General features: G+C 63.8%; 15 protein-coding genes. All 15 read right to left on the reverse strand.

Annotated features, from left to right (window positions below; genetic code table 11):
- Window positions 1-25: 25 nt before the first annotated feature.
- Complete coding sequence (gene nadE, locus EKO19_RS17285; protein ID WP_129777711.1) at window positions 26-1015, reverse strand: NAD(+) synthase; 990 nt, start codon at window positions 1013-1015, stop codon at window positions 26-28.
- 23 nt (window positions 1016-1038) lie between these two features.
- Window positions 1039-2553, reverse strand: a complete 1515-nt coding sequence (locus EKO19_RS17290; RefSeq protein ID WP_129777712.1) for a class I adenylate-forming enzyme family protein — start codon at window positions 2551-2553, stop codon at window positions 1039-1041.
- 11 nt (window positions 2554-2564) lie between these two features.
- Window positions 2565-2819, reverse strand: coding sequence for an acyl carrier protein (locus EKO19_RS17295; RefSeq protein WP_116813656.1), 255 nt, complete (start codon window positions 2817-2819; stop codon window positions 2565-2567).
- A 23-nt stretch (window positions 2820-2842) separates the two neighbouring features.
- Window positions 2843-4768 carry an asparagine synthase (glutamine-hydrolyzing) gene (gene asnB, locus EKO19_RS17300; RefSeq protein WP_129777713.1) on the reverse strand — a complete coding sequence of 642 codons (1926 nt, stop codon included), beginning with the start codon at window positions 4766-4768 and terminating at the stop codon, window positions 2843-2845.
- 122 nt (window positions 4769-4890) lie between these two features.
- A complete protein-coding gene (locus EKO19_RS17305) occupies window positions 4891-6006 on the reverse strand; it encodes a GNAT family N-acetyltransferase (protein ID WP_129777714.1) in 1116 nt (371 codons plus the stop codon).
- On the reverse strand, window positions 6003-7088 hold the full coding sequence (locus tag EKO19_RS17310) for a glycosyltransferase family 2 protein (RefSeq protein ID WP_129777715.1): 1086 nt from the start codon (window positions 7086-7088) through the stop codon (window positions 6003-6005). The genes EKO19_RS17305 and EKO19_RS17310 overlap by 4 nt, the downstream gene beginning before the upstream one ends.
- A complete protein-coding gene (locus EKO19_RS17315; protein WP_157995304.1) occupies window positions 7085-8332 on the reverse strand; it encodes a GNAT family N-acetyltransferase in 1248 nt (415 codons plus the stop codon). Before EKO19_RS17315 ends, EKO19_RS17310 begins: the two co-directional genes overlap by 4 nt.
- A gap of 117 nt (window positions 8333-8449) precedes the next feature.
- Window positions 8450-9352 (reverse strand): XrtA system polysaccharide deacetylase, encoded by a 903-nt coding sequence (locus EKO19_RS17320; protein WP_217705416.1) that lies wholly within the window; start codon window positions 9350-9352, stop codon window positions 8450-8452.
- The gene (locus EKO19_RS17325) at window positions 9349-10626 is read right to left on the reverse strand and encodes an outer membrane beta-barrel protein (RefSeq protein ID WP_157995305.1); all 1278 of its coding nucleotides are present in this window, start codon (window positions 10624-10626) and stop codon (window positions 9349-9351) included. Before EKO19_RS17325 ends, EKO19_RS17320 begins: the two co-directional genes overlap by 4 nt.
- A gap of 115 nt (window positions 10627-10741) precedes the next feature.
- Window positions 10742-11731: an XrtA-associated tyrosine autokinase gene (locus tag EKO19_RS17330; RefSeq protein WP_129777718.1), complete on the reverse strand. Its 990-nt coding sequence runs from the start codon at window positions 11729-11731 to the stop codon at window positions 10742-10744.
- 15 nt (window positions 11732-11746) lie between these two features.
- On the reverse strand, window positions 11747-13360 hold the full coding sequence (locus EKO19_RS17335) for an XrtA system polysaccharide chain length determinant (RefSeq protein ID WP_129777719.1): 1614 nt from the start codon (window positions 13358-13360) through the stop codon (window positions 11747-11749).
- A 7-nt stretch (window positions 13361-13367) separates the two neighbouring features.
- A complete protein-coding gene (locus tag EKO19_RS17340; protein WP_217705417.1) occupies window positions 13368-14075 on the reverse strand; it encodes an XrtA/PEP-CTERM system exopolysaccharide export protein in 708 nt (235 codons plus the stop codon).
- A gap of 170 nt (window positions 14076-14245) precedes the next feature.
- A complete protein-coding gene (gene prsT / locus EKO19_RS17345) occupies window positions 14246-17041 on the reverse strand; it encodes an XrtA/PEP-CTERM system TPR-repeat protein PrsT (protein WP_129777720.1) in 2796 nt (931 codons plus the stop codon).
- Window positions 17042-17053: 12 nt separating this feature from the next.
- Window positions 17054-18562, reverse strand: a complete 1509-nt coding sequence (gene xrtA, locus EKO19_RS17350; protein WP_175597093.1) for an exosortase A — start codon at window positions 18560-18562, stop codon at window positions 17054-17056.
- Window positions 18563-18622: 60 nt separating this feature from the next.
- Entirely contained in the window at window positions 18623-19981 is a 1359-nt protein-coding gene (gene prsR, locus EKO19_RS17355; RefSeq protein WP_129777722.1) for a PEP-CTERM-box response regulator transcription factor, read from the reverse strand.
- Window positions 19982-19991: the final 10 nt, after the last annotated feature.

The raw sequence follows: 19991 nt of genomic DNA on the forward strand, positions 1-19991 counted from the left end.
CCCGTGCGCCCGATTGAAAATCAGCTCAGAGATTCAGTTCCGTGACGGGCTCGACCAGCACCGGCTTCAGGTGCATGTAGCGAGTCGCGCGACGCTTCGCCTCGATGTCGCGGAACACGTTCTGCGCCTGCTGAACCGTGACACCGATGACCGGCGCCAGCTCTTCGGCGCTATGACCATTGTTGAGCGCGTACAGCGCCAGATCCATCTGCGCGTACGGCAACGCGAAGTAGAACTCGTCCTGGCCCTGCGACAGGCTGTAAGTGTCCGTCGTCGGAATCGCGTCGCAGATCTCCTTCGGCAGCTGCATGTGACGCGCCAGCGCGTACACCTGCGACTTGTAGAGATGCGCGATCGGCTTCACGTCGGCGCTGCCGTCGCCGTTCTTCACGAAGAAGCCCTGGTCGTACTCCAGGCGGTTCGGCGTGCCGATGACGGCGTAGTTCAGGCGGTCGGCATGGAAATACTCGACCGTCTTGCGGATGCGCTGCTTGTGATTGGTCGCCGCGACGATCTGCAGATACTCCTTCAGGCCCAGGCGCTCCTGCTTCATCTCGCCGCTCGGGGTCTGCACCACCAGCTGGAAATGATTGATCTGGCCTTCCAGACCGCCGCTGATGACGATCTTGTTCTTCCAGCCTTCGCCGTACTCAGGAAACACTTTGCGGATCGCATCGTCGCGCCACTTGTAACAGCCGATGCCTTCGAGCGCCGGCGCGATGTCGAACACTTCGTACTTGATGCCCAGGTGCTCGGCGAGCTGACGGCCGCGCGAGGTGCTGAAGCCCGAGGAGTCTTTCTCAGGCAGCATCAGGCCATAGACCTTGTCCTTGCCCAGCGCCTTCACGCACAGCGCCGAGCTCACGGAGCTGTCGATGCCGCCGGACATGGCGCAGACGAAGCCGCGACGGCCCACGTCCTTGGATAGAATGGAGCGCAAGCGCGTAACGATGTGCTCGATGACGCGATCGTTGTCCATCTCCAGGACTTTCGGGTCGAGTTTGCGTGCGGCCATGAACAATCCTCTTGAACCTGTTTTTAAGCCAGTTTGAAACGTTGAACCTTGCCCGAGGCCGTGCGCGGCAGCACCGCGGCGAACTCGACGATTTTAGGCACTTTGTAGCTGGCCAGCTGCTGGCGACAATGCGCCTTGATGCCACGCAAATCCGCCGGCGCGCCTTCGCGCAGCACGATCACGGCTTTGATGGACTGGCCCAGCACTTCATCGGCGATCCCGGTGACCGCCACTTCCTGGACGCCGGGGAACGTCGCGAGCACTTCCTCGACTTCCTGCGGGCTCACTCGGAACGCGCCGACCTTGATCATCTCGACAGCGCGGCCGTCGATATACAGAAACCCTTCGCTGTCGAGGTGACCGAGATCGCCGGTGTGCAACCAGCCGTCACGCAACACCTGCGAGGTGAGCTCCGGCTCGCGCCAGTAACCCAACATGATGTTCGGGCCGCGCGCGCAGATCTCACCGATCTCACCCGTCGGCACGACCTGGCCGTCGCTGCGCACTTCGATCTCGACCCCGGGCAGCGGCATGCCAACCGAACCGAGCTTGGCTTCGAGATGTTCCGGGGCGAGATAGCTCAGACGAGCGGTCGCCTCGGTCTGGCCGTACATGATGAACACCTGAGTGTGCGGCAACTGTTGCCGCAGCTTCTCAATCTGCGCCCGCGGCATCGAGCCGCCGGCCTGCGTGAGATAACGCAGTTTGCCCAGATCGAAATCGCTCAACTGACAGCGTCCCAGCAACAATGCGAACGTCGATGGCACGCCGGGGAAGCCGGTCACGCCCTCCTCCTGCATCTTCTTCAGCGTCTGCTGAGGGAATGCAAAGTTGTCTTCCAGCAGCAGCTGCGCGCCCGAGATCAGGTTGCTGTTGAGCACCGAGCTGCCGTAGGAAAAATGAAACGGCAGACCGCACAGCACTTTGTCGTTCGGCGTGATCTGCAGATAGGCGGCGATGGCGCGAGCATTGGCCACCAGATTGCCGTTGCTCAACAACACACCCTTCGGGCGCGACGTGGTGCCCGAGGTATAGATCATCATCGCCGGCGCTTCGATCTGCCCCTCGGGCAGATTCAACTCAGACTCAACCGCGCCCTCGCCCGTCAGCGCCGCACAGAGCGCATCGCATCCGGCGGGACCCGGCTGCAGATCGAGCGTCACCACCAGCGGCACGTTCGCACCGATCGCCGCACTCAGCGTGCTCCACTCCTGATGTTGCGGATCGGCGATGACCGCGCCACAGCCGGCATGCTCGATCTGTCGCGACAACACGCTGGCGCGCTCCTGCACGTTCAACGGCACGGCAACGCAGCCAGCGGCGATGACACCGAAGTAACTCGCCACGTAGTGCGGCGAGTTACGCACCAGCAAGGCCACGCGCGCGCCCGGCTCGAGCTCGCGCAGCCTGCCCTGCATGCAACCGACCGCACGACGCAGCTGCGCATACGTCCACACCCCGCCGTGCCACGACAACGCCGGTGCGTCCGGCATCTGCCGGGCGATCCAGTCGAAGTCGTGTACCAGGGAGGCGCTCATGCGTGGCTCGATCAGGCAGCCTGGCGCTTGGCAACGAAGGCGGCGATCTTGTTCACGCCGTCCAGGTTGTCCGGCACCATCTCCTCATCCTTCACCTTCACGCCCAGCTGCTCTTCGATGAAGAAGATGATTTCCAGCATGCCGGTGGAGTCGACGATGCCGCGCTCGAGCAGCGAGTCGTCGAGGCCGAGCGCCGACTTGTCATCGGTGAACAAATAATTTTCCAGGATGAAACCGCGGATCTGTTCGCGCAGCGCATCGGTCATGAGTCATTCCTCGATTTACGAACTTAAAATTTTTGGCCCGCGACGAACTGCGCGTGCCACAACTGAGTGGACAGGATGCCGACGAAGGCCATGTTGTCGCGAGCCGCCGGGACTTTGGCCCGTTGCAGTTTCGCGACGAGGCGCGTGACCTTGTCGGGGTCGAAGTAGCCAGTACGCGCCAGGGCCTGTGGGCTCATCAATTCTGTCACATATTCGGGCGTCCGATCGCCCACGAACGCCGCGGCGTCCGGGGCACGATACGGTTGCTTGTGTCGCTGCAGGATGGCGGCCGGCAAGCGGTCGCGCATCGCCTGCTTGAGCAGGTGCTTCTCCTTCAGCACGCGCATCTTGTAACGCGGGTGCAGACGGTTCGCGAATTCGATCAGGCGATGATCGAGGAACGGGAAGCGCCCCTCCACCGAGCTCGCCATCAGCATGCGATCGCCCTGCGCGGAGAGCAGATAGCTCGGCAGCAGCGTCTTCGCTTCCAGATACTCACCCCGGTTGAACCGGTGCCAGCCGCGCACTTGCCCCGGCAACGAGTCGCGGAAGCGCTCCACCGCCGAGCCGTCGACCCGGCCGCGGAAATCATCCGACCAGAACAGCTTGCATTGCGCGGTGGTCGCCCAGCGCGGCAGATGCGAAAAGCACGGATCGGCCGGATTCTGCAGGCCGACCCCGAAGAATTCCTTGAGATACGCCGCACTCTGCGCCGAGGTCAGGTTCAAGTACGGATACAGGCGCTTGAGCAACGCCGGGCGCCAGCTGGACTCGGGCTGCTGTGCCCAGAAATGGCGCACCTTGGCCTCTTTGAAGATGTCATAGCCCCCCAGCACTTCATCGGCGCCTTCGCCCGTCAACACCACTTTCACGTTCGACCGGCGCACCAGCCCCGACAGCATCTGCATGGGCGCCGGCGCAGTGCGCAGGACGGGCATTTCGCTGTGATGGATGGTTCGCGGGAACGCGTTGGCGATATCCGCGGTCGAGCACTGGATGTGATTGTGAGAGGTTCGCAGGTAATCGACGACTGTACGTTGGTGCACGGATTCATCGAGACCGGCATCGTCGAAGCCGATGGAGAACGTGCGCAGGGTCTGCGGCACGCGCTCCTGTAATAACGCGACCAGCGTCGAGGAGTCCAGACCGCCGGACAGATAGGCACCGACCGGCACGTCCGCACGCAGGCGCAGACGCGTGGCATCGGACAGCACCTCACGCAGCTCCTGCTCCAGATCGGCCTGCGCCCCATGACGATGCGCGCCGGCTTCCGGAAAGCTCCACTCCCAATACTGACGGCGCTTCACGCTGCCGTTCTCGACGATGAGCATTTCACCCGGCGCGAGCTGATTCACGCCCTTGAACATGGTGCGCGGGGCGAGCGGCGCCCAGAACGTCATCAGCTCATCGAGTCCGTTCGGATCGAGCTCGGCCTTGACGGCGCCGCTGGCGAGAATGGACTTCACCTCGGAGGCGAACACCAGCTCGTCGCGAGTTTGTGCGTAATACAGAGGCAATATTCCAGCGCGATCGCGCGCCAGCACCAGGCGACGCTTGGGCCGATCCCAGATCGCGAACGCGAACTGACCGTTCAACTGATCGACGAACCGGTCACCGAACTCCTCGTACATGTGCACGATCACTTCGGTGTCGGAGTGGGTATAGAACTGGTGACCGCGCGCCTCGAGGTCCTGGCGCAGCTCGATGTAATTGAAGATCTCGCCGTTGTAGGTGATCCACACGGTGCGCTTGCCGTTGTGGATGGGCTGCGCGCCGCCGCCCAGATCGATGATGCTGAGACGCGCGTGGCCCAGGCCGACGCCGGGCTCGACGTGATAGCCGTCGCCATCCGGGCCCCGGTGCGCAATGGCCTTGACCATCCGCTCCAGACGGCTCTGCTCAGGCGCCCGCTGCGCGTCGAAATATAGGGTGCCTGCTATGCCACACATGCTGTTGAGTCGACTGAAAAGCTCGTCCGGCGCGAGCGGCAATTGTCCGGGATTTCGCTTTTTGCGGCGTGACCGGGGTCACGAGCACAGGCCGTGAACTGTCAGGCCCGGCGACACTCGCGCTATTCGCGTCCCGCCGCTGCCTGTCTGGCCTGGTTCCTTGCCCGCAAACGCTGCGCGAAGGCTCTCATTATGTCAGCGCCCAAGGCAACCATCCCTCGGCCGTTGTACGGATAGAATGCCAAGGTGCGATAGGCCCGCTCCTGCCGGGTCCAGATCGACAGCCACGGCTCGGCGCTGCCCAGCATCTCGAACGAGCTCAAGCGCTCCTCGAAGGCCGCATGCAGCGCGTCCCACATCAGCTGGATGCCGGGTGAATGCTCGGCCCAGCGCTCGTCATAGCCGATCTTGAGCACCCACCAGCGCCCGGCATGCACGACGCCAATCTGCATGGCGATGGGCACGCCCTCCAGTCGCAGGAAGCACACTCGCAACTGCCCCTGTCGCGCCAGCCGTTGGGCGAGCTGCAGGAAAAATCCGCTCAGCCGGGAATTGGTCAGCAGGGCGCTGCCACCCCGGCCCTTCCAGCTCGCCGCCTCGACCCTCATGGCCTCGGCCATCGTGGACTCGACGGTATCCGGCCCGGGTTTGAGAATCTGGACATTGACCGAGCCTGCCTTCTCGAGATTGCGACGCGCCCGGCGATAGTCCTGGCGCCGGCGCGACGACAGGCTCTGTAAATACTCCTCCCAGTTGGAAGTGATGGGCACGAACGGCGAGCCGGAGGCTTTGAACTCGAGCAACTGGCCCCGGCCGCGCGCGGCGCGCTTGAATGTTTTCAGCAGCGCCCCGTCGGCTTCGATCCGCTGCAGGACCAGCGGTCGGCCCAGGCCGATGACGGATCGACACAGCGCCGCCAGCGCGTCGTCGTCGCGATAGCCGAAGCCACAGGGCTCGAACAAGGTGGTCGCGCCGAGAATTTCCAGCCGCTCGACACCGCCCCCGTTCGTGACCCCCAGCGGCGCCAGCGCGACGATGTCATCGCCGCTTCGTGCCTGGACCACGCGCAACGCATCGGCGCCGTACAAACGTTCGGCGGCGACCAGCGTCCAATCGACGGATTGAGTGAATTCCTGCGCGATCTGCGGCAGCTGACGCCAGCGCGTCGCGAGCTCATCGGGGGAGTCGATCCGGCGCAGCGTCTCGACGGTGTAACTCGCCGCTGCGCCCCGGCTCATTGCTGAGAAACGCGAGCCGCCAGCTCACGCGCGCCATTCAACGTCGCGCGCATGCCCCGCAGCCCCCAGCCACTGCCAGGAATGCTGGCCAACAATCGCAGCACCGACTCCTGGATGGATTTGCGCTCGGTATCGATCGAGGCGGCACGTTTGAGATAGGCACGCGCCTGGCCGCGACGGGCCGACAACAAATCCCGCCTCGCCGCCTGTAACAACAACCCGCGCTGCACTTCATCGACCTTGTCGCCGAGCTTCGAATAGAACTCCCTATCGGCGCGCCACACCCGATCGATCATCGCGATCCGTCGGCCCAGTCGCACGCCCGGGTCGCCCCGAGTCAAACGCACGGCGTCCTCGTGACTGCGGTTGTAGGTGGTGGAGAGGTTCGTGTACACGCAGCCGCTCTGCTTCGAGAAGCGCGCGAAGAATTCCCAATCGCCGCAGGTTGCGATGATTTCGGGCAGGCGCAGCTGGCCCAGCGCCGATTTGCGAATCAACGAGGCACTCGGCAGGACGTACGGACAGACCAGCGACGAGGCATAGATATCGCCACCGCAGACCATGAATTCCTCGCTCGGCACCTGCAACTGCGGCATTCCTTTGATGGACGCGAACGAGCGCTCCCAGCGATAGGGTTCGATGCGACCCGGCACGTGATCGAGCCAGGTGCTCAGACCATCCGTGATCGGCAGGACATCCGACTCCGGCGTCGGGCCTTTGAAGATCAGGAAATTCGAGAACGTGAAGCCCACGTCGTTGAAATAGCGCAGCAGCGCGACCTGCAATTCGAGCTTGTAGGGCGCCCACAGATCGTCGCTGTCGAGCAGCGCGAGATACTCGCCTCTCGCTTGTTTGATGCCGAGATTGCGCGCGGCATTCACACCTGCGTTGGGGCGGCGCGTGTAGCGGATGCGATCGCCGTACTTCTGCACGGCGGCGGTGGTGTCGTCGGTCGAACCATCGTCGATGACGATGATCTCGGTGTTTTGATACGTCTGCGCCAATACCGTGTCGATCGCTTCGCAAACCAAAGCGGCACGGTTGTACGTCGGAATGACGACACTGACCAGCGGTGCACTCATGAGGACGGATCCGTCGTCTTCGATGTTTCAGCCGCCGCTTCCTTGTTCGCATATGGCGAGGGCCGCGGGCGATTCAACTTGCGACGCAGGCGACCCAGATTCCGCCGCACCCAGCGCCAGCCAGTGGCGCGCAGCGCGTTCGGCAGGCTGTGATAGATGCTCACCGTCACGTTGCTGCGAGACACGTTGGCGAAGCGATCCTTGAAGGCCTCCTCGCCGATGGTGAAGTCGAGCTCGACTCGCGAGCGCTGCAGGCCGTCCTCGATGATCTTGCGGGTCAGCAGCAACCCCGGTGAATGTTCGGCGTACTGCACTTCGAAGGACGGCTTGTACCAGATGATGCTGCCGAAATAATCGAAGCCGAAATGAAACGCGATCGGCTGGCCGTTGAACTCGACCACCGAGAACAGCAGCCAGCCCGCCGAATGCAGCGCTGCTGCGAGGGCCAGATAGAACGTGCGCTGGCTGCCCGCATCGAACAGGCTCGGCCGTCCGGCGGCGTGCCAGCGACGCGCATGCTGATCGAAGAACGCCGGCAGCAGCGCCTGAATCTCGCTCAGCGCCGACACGTTGCGAAAGCGCACTTCGCCGCGCGAGGAAAACCAGTTGAGCGGCCGCTTGAGGCTGTATTTCTTGAGCAGCTTCTCGGCACCGGGACGATCGGCTTCCAGCCGCAACGCCGGGCAGCGCAGTTGCGCTTCCTGGACGAAATACAGACCGCGCCCCTCGCCCGCCTTGTGCAGCTCATCGAGCGTGCTCGACTGGCTCGGCACATTGCTCAGCCAGCAACTGCGCCAGCGCGAGGCATGCGCACGCAGAAATTTACATATGCTGACGATGGCTGCCGGCTTGTCGTAAGGGAGCACGAAGTCCTGGTAGTCGGCATTGCCGGTACCGACGAACTCCAGCCGCCGGCCGTGCCAGGCGAGACGGTGGATCATCATGGCGCCGAAGCCGATGACGCGGCCTTCCCGCCGCAGCAGCAGGAAGAACAATTCGTGGGCCGAGCCGAAGGTCTGCCACCAGGCGTCGAACCATTCGTAGGTCTGGAAGATCGAATTGGTCTCGTTATGGGAGACCAGGTCGTTCCATTCCTGGGCGGTCAGCGGGATTTGCTCGCGTCGCTCGATCAGCTCGACGGCGATGGGGGCATTGCTGGAGACATCCGTCGCCAACGGCCGCACGACGGCCGGGGCATCCACGCCACCCGTCAAAGCCGCCGCGCTTACCGACAATGAAGCCATTGCGGTCCCTGCAGGAACAGAACGCATCGACATGCACCCGAGGTGGCGTTGCTGAGAGATTTTGTCGCCACACCCCGACACGATACGCCATGCCCGCGGGCGTGGCTGTTCACCACGTCACACGGACGCTGCGGCGAGTCGACCGACCTGGGCGGCCTCGAGCTGAGAACGCAGCACTTCCTTGACGGTGGTGAACCTGAATTCACCGATCAGCTTCGCCAGCCGCGCCTCACACACATCCAGGTTCGTGTAATGGCGGAATCTGGATAGCCAGCTCGCGTTGAAGCGCGGCTGCTCCGCGTCGATCTCCCACGGATGCAGGTAGAAGATGAACGGCTGCTGCTGTCGTTCGTTAATGGAACGCAGGCCCCAGCGCGTGAACCAGTACGGCAGCAAGCGGAAATAGCCGCCGCCCGCGACCGGCACGCGCCGGCCGAACAACTCGGCCGTCGACAACGGAAACTCGACGATGCTCTGACCATTCTTTGCATGCATCAGTCCGGGGCGCGTCGAGGCGCCCGGAATTCCATAACGATCGTGCGCGATCGGAAAAATACTGGAGTCGTAACGGAAGCCCAACTCACAAAGGATGTCGATGGCCCACAACGAACGTGCGGTGATCGAATAACTCGCCGCGCGATAGCCGAGCACCGGCGCGCCGATCAGATCCTCCAGCATCGCTTTGGACTCGCGCGTCTCCTGACGAAACACTTCCGGCGTCTGCCGATACACCAGTTCGTGCGTCAGACCGTGACAGGCGACCTCGTGACCTGCCGCGTGAATGCGCTTGATCAGTTCCGGGGAGCGCTTCGCGACCCAGCCGAGCACGAAGAACGTCGCGCGCACGCCGTTCCTGCCGAATAGTTCCAGCAAACGATGGGTGCTCTGCTCGGCGCGATATTCCATCGCGTCCCATTGATCGCGCCGGATGACTTCCGCCAGCGCGGAGACATGGAAGTAATCTTCCACATCCACGGTCATGGCATTCGCGGTCATCGTGGTGTCGTGCCTCTGACTCATCGGAAACCGCCACCTGCGGCGGACGCGTCCTGAGCGCCCCAGTAATAAGCGAGCGTGACGAAGGCCCGGTTTTCAGTGAACTCGTTGTTGCCGTCGCGAGTGTTGCGGTCGTAGCGCTCGAGCATGAAGCGCATGCCCAATCGGCTCCACGCACGCCAGTTCAGCGTCGCGGCGAAGCGCAGCTCATCGTTCTCCTGGTCCGCATTCACGAACTTCTCATTGTCCAGGGTCGCTCGCAGATCGAGCGTCAAGGTGCTCGCCATGCGTCGTGAGACCCCGGCCGTGAAGCTGCTGCGCTTGCTGTCGAATTGGGTGGCGGACTCGTAGCTGTCTTTGGTGTGCGAACCACCGAGCAGGAAGCTGGTACGGCCGCGCAGATAGGTCCATTCCAAAGATACCAGCTGGCTCTTGAACGGATCGGACGTGGCGGTGATTTGACCCGCGCCGCCACCGACCACGTTGCCCGTCAGCTGCGCACGCAGCGAGTCGCCCGCGTCGCCCAACTGTTGGCCGAGCGTCAGGCGCAAGGTCGACGCCGCCGTCAGTTCGCGCGTCACGAATATATTGATCAGCGCGCTGCCCTGCTTGTCGCTGCCATCGCGCTGCAGCCAGGTGTAGCCCACGTTGGCGTCGATGGTGGTGCGCGAGCCATCCAGACCCCAGCCGACGAACACGCTGTCACGATCGTAGTCGGTATTGAATGCATCGGCGAAATCGACGCTCTCGGTCACCGCATTCAACGACAGCTCGGTGCGCGGATTGGGGCGACGGCCGATCGCGAGGCCCGCGGTGGTGCGCTCGGCATCGAGCGGACTGTCCTGATAGTTCGTCGACGACCAGCGCCCGAACAACCGACCGAAGCCGGTCGAGCCGAAGCGCATCGTGAGATCGGGACCGGTCGAGAAATAATTCAGGTCTTCACGCGTCGCCGGCGTGCTCGCGGCGAACGGATCGGACTGCGCCTGACCGAAGGAATCCTGCACCACCCAGTTCAGGGTCTCGGGCACGATGCCGAACGCCAATGTGCCATTGGCCGTGCCGACCACCTCGCTGTCGTAGGTGTTGTCCATGTATTCGAAATAGGAAAGATCGACGACGGCATCGCCGCGCAGACGACGCGTGCGCTCCTGCCACAGCAGGTCGAGCCCCACCGTGCCGATGGTCTCGCTGGTCTCGTCGGTGGCGACGCGGGTGATGTTGTCGGAGTAGCCGACGCCCGCTTCGGCGGAGGCGCTGATATCGGCTCGTGCCGGCGCGCCTGCGATCAACGCCATGACACCGGCCGCAGCCGGCGCTGCAACCCAATTACGCCGCGTGTGCCCCATGTACCTTGCCCTTCCCGATCGGCCATGACCCGAGTCGCGGCCATGACGTTTCTTTGAGATCGACTCAGCCGTCGGCGACGCTACGCCGCAAGGCGCCGTCGTCGCCCTCGGCGGTGTCGCCGGAACGGTCGTTATCCTTGTGGCCATAGTACTGGTAGTAATAGCCGGGACGGACCTGCTCATCGGTTTGATTCAACACCAATCCCACCGACTTGCCTTCGCCCAGAAGTTCAATGGCATCGAGCACCGCGCTTTGCGGCGTCACGCCGGCGCGTACCACCATCACGATCTGACCCACGACCGCGGACAGCGCCATCGCCTCCTGCGTGATCAGCAGCGGCGGCGAATCGAACAGCACGATGCGGTTCGGATAGCGCACGGTGATCTGATTGGCGATCTGTTCCATGCGTGAGCTCGCGAGCAGCTCGTTGGCCGTGTCGATCGCCTTGCCGGCCGGCAGGATGCTCAGGCCCGGCACATCGGTCGGCAGGATCAGCGATTCCACATCCAGCTGCTCATCGCGCAACAGATCCATCAGACCCAGCTCGTTGTGCACGCCGAAAGTGCGGCTCAGATGCGCCTTGGCGACGTCGGCGTCGACCAGCACCACGGACAAATCCTTTTCCATCGCAAACGACAACGCCAGATTGATGCTGGTGAACGTCTTGCCGTCGCCGGGCATGGCGCTCGCGATCATGATGCGATGACCGTTCGGAATCTTCGCGACGCCCCGGCCGAGGGCATTGGCGATCAACGGACGCTTGATCTGTCGATACTCACCGGAGAGCTGACGCTCCTGACTCAGCGGCGGCAACAGCTCCGACTGACGGAGCGCTTCGCGATCGATGTGAATCACGCGCGTCGGACGCGCCGGCTCGGGCGTCGGCACGGCGGTAACGATCGGAGCGGCATGCGTCACCGTCGGCTGCGGTGCCGGTGCGGGACGCTGCGCTTGCAGCGGCACCGTATTCAACGATGCCTGCGACGCATGTGCCGGCGGCACCTGCGAGCGCGACTCCTGAATCTTCTTCAATGCTCGTTCGACCAGACTCATCGTCCACTCCGGGCGTTAGCCCAACATCTGACGCAGCAGGCGCGACGCAGGCTGCTGTACGACCACAACCACGATGAATACGACGAACAGCGCCGCCGCGGCGACGGCGTAACGCACCAGACCCTGACGCAACTGAGCCTGATACTTCTCGACCCAGCTGCGAGTCACCGAGCCGAGCACCGGCAGCCCCGTCATGTCGGCCAGCCCGCGACTGGTCGAGAACACCGGCCGCATCATGTGCATGACATAGGCGACGGCGCAGCCGGCGCCGATACCCACCACGAACACGGCGAGCAGGAACAAGGGACGATTCGGGAACGTCGGCTTGAAGCTCGCGCTCGGCGGATCGACGATGTTGAACTTCACCACGCCGGTCTGCTCGGCATCGCCGGACAGACGCGCCTTCTCCAGGCGCTCGAGCAGGCTGTTGTACTGCGTGCGCGTGACCGTGTAATCACGGGTGAGGCGAGCGTATTCAGCTTCGACTTCCGGCGCGGTATCGACCAGACGGCGCAGCTCGCTCTCGTTGCGCTGATGATCGGCCAGCTGGCTGCGCAGGGCGGCGATTTCCACGTCGGCCTGATTCAGCGTCGTTTGAATGCTCTGATACACCGGATTGCTCGAGGCATTCGCAACCGCCGCGGCGCCCGGATCACCCCGGCGCAGCGCGGCCAGCTCTTCCCGCTGACGTGCCTTCAGCGCCTCCAATGTTTCCTTGGTCGCGATGACTTCAGGATGTTTCTCGGTGTAACGAAGCAGCAGGTCATCCAGACGGGACTGGGTCTCCTGGATGCGGGTCGCGGTGTCCTGCGGACCGGTGCTCGCGCCCGTCGCCGAGCGACCGCCCGAACCGGTTTCGGTCGGCGGCACGAACGGCGTTTCACCCCGCAGCTGACGCTGCAGCTCGGCGCGACGGCTGTTGGCCACACCCAGCTGGCTCTGCAGCCGCTTCACTTCCTGGGTCTCGGTGGTCAGACGCGCGAAGTAACCGCCCTCATCGCCCGGCACCAGACCGAGGTTCTTTTTCTTGAACTCGGCCAGCTGATTTTCGGCATCGGCCAGACGACGGCCGTAGTCGGTCAGCTGCTCCTTCAAGAAGCGCTGCGCGGACGCGGTGCCGTTACGGTCCGAGCCGATGGTGTCCTCGACGAACGAGTTGAGCAGCATGTCGACCACTTTCAAAGCCGTCTGGCGATCGTGGTCGGTGAATGAAATACGAAACAATGTATTCGGGATGCGCGGATCGCGGGTCATCGGCGGCTCGAGCGCGACTTCGACGCGAGCCATGATGCTGTTGAGCATCGCTTCGCGCTCCGGACCGGTGCGCGCCGTGACATCGAGGCCGGCCTGCTGCGCGACCTTCTCGAGGTTGGCCCGACCCAGCAATGCCTGACGCACCAGGTTCAGCTGCGACTCCACGTCCATGTTGACGACCAGGCCGTCGACCGCCTTGCTCAATGCCGTGCGCGTATCGACGTTGACGCGGGCGCTGGACATGTAGCTGTCCGGGATCGTGAACACCACGAACCAGCCGAACAGACACACGCCCCATGCCACCGCCAGCGCATAGCGCCGGAAGCGCCAGGCGCCGCGCAGCTCGTTCAAAACCTGATCGATCAGTGCCTGCATGGTGTGCTCAGAAGAAGGATTGCGGTACCACGATCACGTCCCCGGGCTTGAGCTCGAGGTTCTGATTCATCGCACCTTTGTTCACGAGGTCGTCGACCTTGACACGCAGCTCAGTGTCCTTGCCATCGACTTTTCGGACAATCTTGCCGCGGTTGCCAGCCGCAAATTCCGTGAGTCCGCCGGCCGCGAGAATCGCATCGAGGACGCGCATGCCTTCGCGATAGGGCAATGACTGCGGCGTGGTCACCTGCCCGATGACTTTCACCTGGCTGAACGCGCTGACCGGGTTGGTGACGATCACGTTCACCTGCGGCGAGCGAATGTATTCAGCCAGCACCACTTCGATATCGCGCGCCAGCTGAGAAGGCGTTTTGCCGACGGCGATCATGTCCTCGACCAGCGGCGTGGAAATCTTGCCGTCCGGACGCACCGGCACGGTCTGTGTGAGCTCGGGATTGCGCCACACGAATATCTGCAAGGTATCGCCGGGGCCGATGCGGTAGTCCGGTGCGACCGAGCTGGCCGCCATCTGCGGCATCGGTTGGGTGGCCGCCGGGCGGGTGTCGGCAGGATTGACACTTTCGGCGGGTTTGCTCGGCTGAGTGGCCGGCGCGGGGCTGGCTGTGGAAGGCTTGGGAGTCTGGCTCCAAACACTCGTGGCCCAAAAAAACATCAACATGGCCACGAAGTTGAGCGCCGAAATTTGCTTCTGCATTCGATTCGTCACAAGTGAAAGGTGGCTTCAGGGGCGCCACGCCCGCGACTGCAGTACGGCTCACGTCATGCATGCATCAACAGCTGCGGTAGCCTAACAGAAAAGCTGCCAAACCCGCGGAATAGCCCTTGAAACCGTGACGTAGCGCGCGCTTGTCGATACTGCCGTGCTTACTCCTGTCCGCCCAGTTCCGTTAACAGACGCTGGGCCGCCGCGCGGTTGTCGAAGGTCGTCTGACCGGCCAGCAACTGCGTCAGCTGTTCCTTGGCCTGGGCCTTCGCTCCCGTGCGAGCCAGAGCGGCGGCGTAGTGATACTTGATGTCGGCCGATGCGTTCGCCGCAGCCGCCGCCTGCTCGAGCAACGGCAACCCCTCGGCGCTCTGGCCCGAGTCGACCAGGATCCAACCGAGCGTGTCCATGATAGCGGGGACCTTGGGGGCAAGTAGATGAGCCTGACGGGCAGTCGCGAGTGCCCGTGGGTCCCGTTGCTCGTGATACAGCCACGCAAGGTTGTTCAACGACGGCACGTGCTTCGGCTGACGTTGCACGATTTGCTCGTACTGTGCGATCGCCTGTCTGGCCTCGCCGCTCTTGATATAAGCGTCGGCGAGCAAGGTACGGAACGACAGATCATCCGGATGCGCGCGCGACCAACGCTCCAGCGGCTCGAGCGCATTCGGCAATTTACCGGCGCTGCGCACCTGGTAAATCTTGGTGGCGAGCTCCGGCGCCGGCCGGATCGCCAGGGCCGCTTCATAGGCTCGCGACGCTTCCGGATACTTCTGCAGAACGGTGTAGACCTCGCCTTCCAGGGCCAGCAGCTGCGGGTTGTTCGGGCGTGTCTGTTTCAATGCGTCGATGCGGTTCAAGGCCGCACTGCCATTGCCCTCCTGCACCTCCAGGAACGCGAGCGCTCCGATCGCCGGCAACCACTCCGGCTGCAGGCTCAGCGCTTTTTCCAGCGACTCGCGCGCCGGACCGCGTTGATTCAAGCCCAGCTGCGCGCGTCCCAGGTTCAACCACAGCAACGGGTTGCCCGCATCGCTCGCGGTGCCGTCCTTGAACATCGCCTGCGCCTGATCGAAGCGGCCGCTCTCCAGATAGAGCAAGCCCGCGGCGTTCACCACGTCGCCACGCTTCGATGAAGCCTCGACCGCCGCATTGATGAACCCATCGGCCCGCTTCGCATCGTCCTTCGCGAGCGCCATCCGCGCCAGCATCAGCGGTGGCTCGATGGCTTTCGGATTGGCTTTGTGGAGCGCTTCGAGACGGCTCGTCGCCGCAGCCTGCTTACCTTGAGCAAGCTCCACTTCGACCATCGCGAGCTGCGCGCCGGTATTGGTCGGATCGAGATCGATCAATCGCTGCAACGCTGCTCGCGCCGCATCCTGACGGCGCGCGGTCCATTCGACGCGGGCGAGCGCAAACAACAGCTCGGGTTGTTTGGGGTTCTTCGCGAGCGCGTCATTGAGCAGCGCCCGGCCCTTGTCGAGATCGCCGCTCCGCGCATAGAACCCCGCCGCGATGCCCACCGCGGCCGGCTCGCTGCCGTACTTGTTCAACAGCGTTTGAACTTGGGCGCGCGCGGCCGCAGGGCCCTCCGCGACAGAGATGGCCTGAACCAACAGCGCCTCGCGACGCGGATCGATCTTCGGATCGCTCTCTCCCCGACGCAGCAGCGCGACGGCCTTGTCCGCTGAACCCGCCTGCACGTAGGCACCCGCCAGCTGAATCTGCAGCCCGCGGCTGTTAGGCGCATCGCGCAGTGCCTTTTCCAAAGTATCGATGGTTTGTTGGTCGGCGCCGGCGGCGGCACGCGCGCCCTCGAACAAAGTGGTCAGACGGGAGTCATCGGCGTTGGTCTCGATCGCCGGCACCAGCACTCGCAACGCGCCGTCCGGATCCTGCAGACGCATGCGCACCTGCGCGAGCAATTGCCGCGCCTCGAGATTCTGAGGCGCCTGCTGCACGACCTGACTCAACTCCTGACTCGCCTGCTCCAGATTGCCTTGCGCAACCAGCGTGACGCCGAGCAGATAACGCGCTTGAGTGAATTGCGGAGCGGCGTTCACCAGCCGACGCAGACCGCTCGCGGCCGCCAGATAGTCATTGGTCGCCATGGAGATGCGAGCCGACATCAGGGCGGCCAACGGCGAGCCGGCGGCGATGCGATTCATCGCATCGAGATTGGCGCGGGCCGCGTCGATGTTACGGGCGACCAGCTGCATCTCGATCAACGTCGACAGCAGCGAGACCTGCCGGGTCGCTTCGAGCTGTTTCTCCGCCAGTGCCTTCGCTTTGAGCAGCGCCTTCTCGGCCTCCTCCGTTCTGCTCGCGCGAGCGAGGATCGCGCCCTGCGAATACCACGAGAGCGCGGACTGTGGATGTTGCTCGGTCAGTTGCGTCGCGAGCGCCAGCGCTCCCTGCGCATCGCCCTGCGCCGCCAGCGTATCGATGATGCCGACCTGCGCATCGATCAACGCCGGATCGGCCGCGGCCGACGCACGAAATGCCTGCTGAGCCTCGGCGGTCCTACCCAGCCCCTGCAACGCGAAGCCGCGATACAAGGCGGCGCGGGCCGGCTCGATCTGCTCCACCGACGCAGCCGAGACCTTTTCCAGCGCCGGCGCAAAGCGACCCAGCGCCAGGTCGATGCGGACCCGAAGCTCCAGATGCGGATCCGCGCCGCTCGGCTTGGGCAGTTTGTTGAGCTCGGCCTCGGCGTTGGTGGGATCGCCCAGCCACAACGCGACCTCGGCCAGCAACGCACGCGCCGGAAGCAGCTCGGGGTCCTTCTGCAAGGCGTTCTTGAGTTCGACCAGCGCGCGCCGATAGTCGCCCTCCGCCACGGCGGACTGCGCACGCTCGTAGCGCTGTTCGGGGCTGACGAGAAAGTCACAACCGGCCGTCGTCAGCAGCATCGCGCCGAGCACGCAGCTCACCATCAACGTGCGGATCTTCAACATCACCTCTCCCGATTAGCGCCCGTCGCTGGACGCGAGGCTCGTCGTCATCTCGCGCAACAGATCGCGCGCGGCCGCGCAGTCTTCATCCTGACAGCGCGTTCTGAAGGCGACGACCGCCGACAGCGGCGCCGACAGCAGCGATTTGACGCCATATTGAACCTGCAGGGACACGCTCTGACGATACCAGCGATCGTCGAGACGATAGGCATACCAGAGCAGCCAGCGATCGCCGCGCGAGTCGGTCGCCTCCACTGCCATCCATTCGCCCGGCCCCGCGCCTCGCTGACGCGCAGTCAGCGTCTCGCCGGTCACCGAGTTGGTGAAGGACACCAGCTCCTTGCCCTGATGCTGATCGGCGTAGAGCGCGGCAAACCCTTCGACCGCATGCGCCTGCCTCGAATAGCGCACTCGCTGCGTCACATCGTTGCCGGCAAACACCGGCTGCCAGTCATCGGCAGCGCTCTGCTCCACCGACCAGCCCTGCAGCGACGCCGGCAGCAGGCGAGGCAATTGATCCGTCGGGATCGTATTGTTGTCCGCGAGCAGCCACAGCGGCGCCACCAGCAGGCTGACCGCAGCGAGCGACGCGCCCCGCCACGACACCGGACCGCTCTTGGGAACCGACTCCGCTTCGATCGACGGCTCCGGCGCCGCCGGCCAGCGACGCACGATCAGGAAATAGATGACCATCGTGCCGGCGAACATCACCCAGCCGAAGCTGTAATGCTCCTTGGTCACGAAGTAGTGCTGCATGTTGGTCACGTGCCCGGCGACGGCGATGATGAAAATGCGCACCCAGTTGGTCAGCAGCGCGAGCAGCGCCGCCAGCGCCACCAGTTTCACGCGCGTCCACAGCGAGTCGCGATTGATCTCGCCGTACAGCACGGCGATCGCGATACCGACGATCAGAAAGTGCAGACCGCTGCAGCCGCCGGCGATCTCGAGCGATCCTTCCGGCAGCGTGAACGTATTGCCTGAGAAGAACACTGGAATGCCGACGGTTCGCAACAGCATGCGAACCGCCCAGCTCGACAAGGACTGCAGCAGCGGATTGATCGCATCCCACAACGGGATCGCGAAATACAGAAACGCGAACGGCAGCCAGTTGCGGCGCGCCGCCTGGAACCCGTAGGCCGCGATGAACGCGCCGAAGATCATCGCGGGCAACAGCGCCTGATGCGCGATGCGAATGCCGGCACGGTAGGCGATCAGCCACACGACGCTCGCCGCCAGCACGCCGACGCAGGCGAGCACGCTGGGCCGGATCTCGACCTGCGACCAATCGCTACGATTGCGCCACACCAGCCACAGGCTCATCACGACGATCAGATAACCGTGCGTATACGAGCGGCGGATCGTGTCCTCCCACTGCTCGATCAGCGAGAGCGTGGTCGGCCAGAACAGCAGGAAGCCGAGTACGAGCAGTGCCATCGCACCGACCGCACGAAGATTGCGATTTCGGGCGACGGCGCGAGGATCGAGAGCAAGCGTCGCCGGATCCGTCGACGACCAGCCGGACATGCCCATTCTAGCGGGCCATCTCAGTGGACGATGCCGTACTTGATCATTTAGTGGACCATCTCAGTGCGCGATGCCGTACTTATCCATCAAGTCATAGAGCGTCGGCCGGCTGACGCCCAGCAGCTCCGAGGTGCGCGAGATGTTGCCTTCAGTGATCGAGAGAGCCTGACGAATCGCCTGGCGCTCGGCACGCGTGCGCACTTCCTTCAGGTTGAACAGCAGCTCGCCATCGACGCTTTCTTTCAGATGCAGATCCTCGGCGGTGAGCAGCGAGCCCTCGCCCATGATCATCGCGGTCTTGACCCGGTTCTCCAGCTCACGCACGTTGCCTGGCCACGAATAGGCTTCGAGCGCCGCCGTCGCCTCCTCGGTGAAGCCACGCTTCGGACGGCCGTGCATGCCGCCGAACTTACGCAGCATCGCATGAGCGAGCACGGTCGGTGCGCCCCGACGCTCGCGCAGCGGCGGCACGTCGATCGTCACTTCACCGATCCGGAAATACAGATCCTCCCGGAAGCGCTGCTCGGTGATCAGTTGCTTCACGTTCTTGTTGGTCGCGCACACGACGCGCACGTCGACCGGAATCTCCTGCCGGCCGCCGACGCGCTCGATGACGTGGTTCTGCAGGAAGCGCAACAGCTTCGCCTGCAGCGGCAGCGGCATGTCGCCGATCTCATCGAGGAACAGCGTGCCGCCGCTCGACAGCTCCACCTTGCCGATGGTCTGTTTCACCGCGCCGGTGAACGCGCCCTTCTCGTAGCCGAACAATTCGCTTTCCAGCAGCTGCTCCGGAATGGCAGCGCAGTTGATGGCGACGAACTTGCCCTCGCGACGGCCGCTCTGCTTGTGGATCGCGCGCGCGATCAGTTCCTTGCCCGTGCCGCTCTCACCCAGGATCAGCACCGATACCGCGGCCGGGGCGACCTTCTCGATCATGCGACGGACTTTGAGCATCGCATCGTCGGTGGCGATCATGCCTTCGAACGGCTCGGTGAACTGCGCTTCCTGCAGCTGACGGTTCTGGTTCTCCAGCGCGTGGATGTGGAAGGCGCGGCTGACGATCAGTCGCAGCACGTCGGTGTCGACGGGCTTTTGATAAAAATCATAGGCACCGAGCGACACGGCGCGCACGGCGTTGTCACGATCGTTGTTGCCGGTGACCACGATGACCTTCGTGGCCGGCGCGAGGCTCAGCGTCTCGCGCAGCGTCTGCATGCCTTCGTTGACGCCTTCCGGATCGGGTGGCAGGCCGAGATCCTGCAGCACCACCGGCGGCTCGAACCGGCGCAGTTGCGCCAGCGCTTCGGCGCGGGTGCCTGCAATCAGCACCTCGTGCTCGTCGAAGCACCACTTCAGCTGCTTTTGCAGCCCGAGGTCGTCTTCGACGATCAACAGTTTGGGCTTGTCTTCGCTCACGATTCTTCTCTCC

This window comes from Peristeroidobacter soli, assembly GCF_004138485.1.
Taxonomy (GTDB): domain Bacteria; phylum Pseudomonadota; class Gammaproteobacteria; order Steroidobacterales; family Steroidobacteraceae; genus Steroidobacter; species Steroidobacter soli.

Bases quoted from the DNA above. Each gene is read 5' to 3' on its own strand.
- nadE (WP_129777711.1), bottom strand. From the start codon at position 1,015: ATGGCCGCACGCAAACTCGACCCGAAAGTCCTGGAGATGGACAACGAT.
- EKO19_RS17290 (WP_129777712.1), bottom strand. From the start codon at position 2,553: ATGAGCGCCTCCCTGGTACACGACTTCGACTGGATCGCCCGGCAGATG.
- EKO19_RS17295 (WP_116813656.1), bottom strand. From the start codon at position 2,819: ATGACCGATGCGCTGCGCGAACAGATCCGCGGTTTCATCCTGGAAAAT.
- asnB (WP_129777713.1), bottom strand. From the start codon at position 4,768: ATGTGTGGCATAGCAGGCACCCTATATTTCGACGCGCAGCGGGCGCCT.
- EKO19_RS17305 (WP_129777714.1), bottom strand. From the start codon at position 6,006: ATGAGCCGGGGCGCAGCGGCGAGTTACACCGTCGAGACGCTGCGCCGG.
- EKO19_RS17310 (WP_129777715.1), bottom strand. From the start codon at position 7,088: ATGAGTGCACCGCTGGTCAGTGTCGTCATTCCGACGTACAACCGTGCC.
- EKO19_RS17315 (WP_157995304.1), bottom strand. From the start codon at position 8,332: ATGGCTTCATTGTCGGTAAGCGCGGCGGCTTTGACGGGTGGCGTGGAT.
- EKO19_RS17320 (WP_217705416.1), bottom strand. From the start codon at position 9,352: ATGAGTCAGAGGCACGACACCACGATGACCGCGAATGCCATGACCGTG.
- EKO19_RS17325 (WP_157995305.1), bottom strand. From the start codon at position 10,626: ATGGCGTTGATCGCAGGCGCGCCGGCACGAGCCGATATCAGCGCCTCC.
- EKO19_RS17330 (WP_129777718.1), bottom strand. From the start codon at position 11,731: ATGAGTCTGGTCGAACGAGCATTGAAGAAGATTCAGGAGTCGCGCTCG.
- EKO19_RS17335 (WP_129777719.1), bottom strand. From the start codon at position 13,360: ATGCAGGCACTGATCGATCAGGTTTTGAACGAGCTGCGCGGCGCCTGG.
- EKO19_RS17340 (WP_217705417.1), bottom strand. From the start codon at position 14,075: ATGCAGAAGCAAATTTCGGCGCTCAACTTCGTGGCCATGTTGATGTTT.
- prsT (WP_129777720.1), bottom strand. From the start codon at position 17,041: ATGTTGAAGATCCGCACGTTGATGGTGAGCTGCGTGCTCGGCGCGATG.
- xrtA (WP_175597093.1), bottom strand. From the start codon at position 18,562: ATGTCCGGCTGGTCGTCGACGGATCCGGCGACGCTTGCTCTCGATCCT.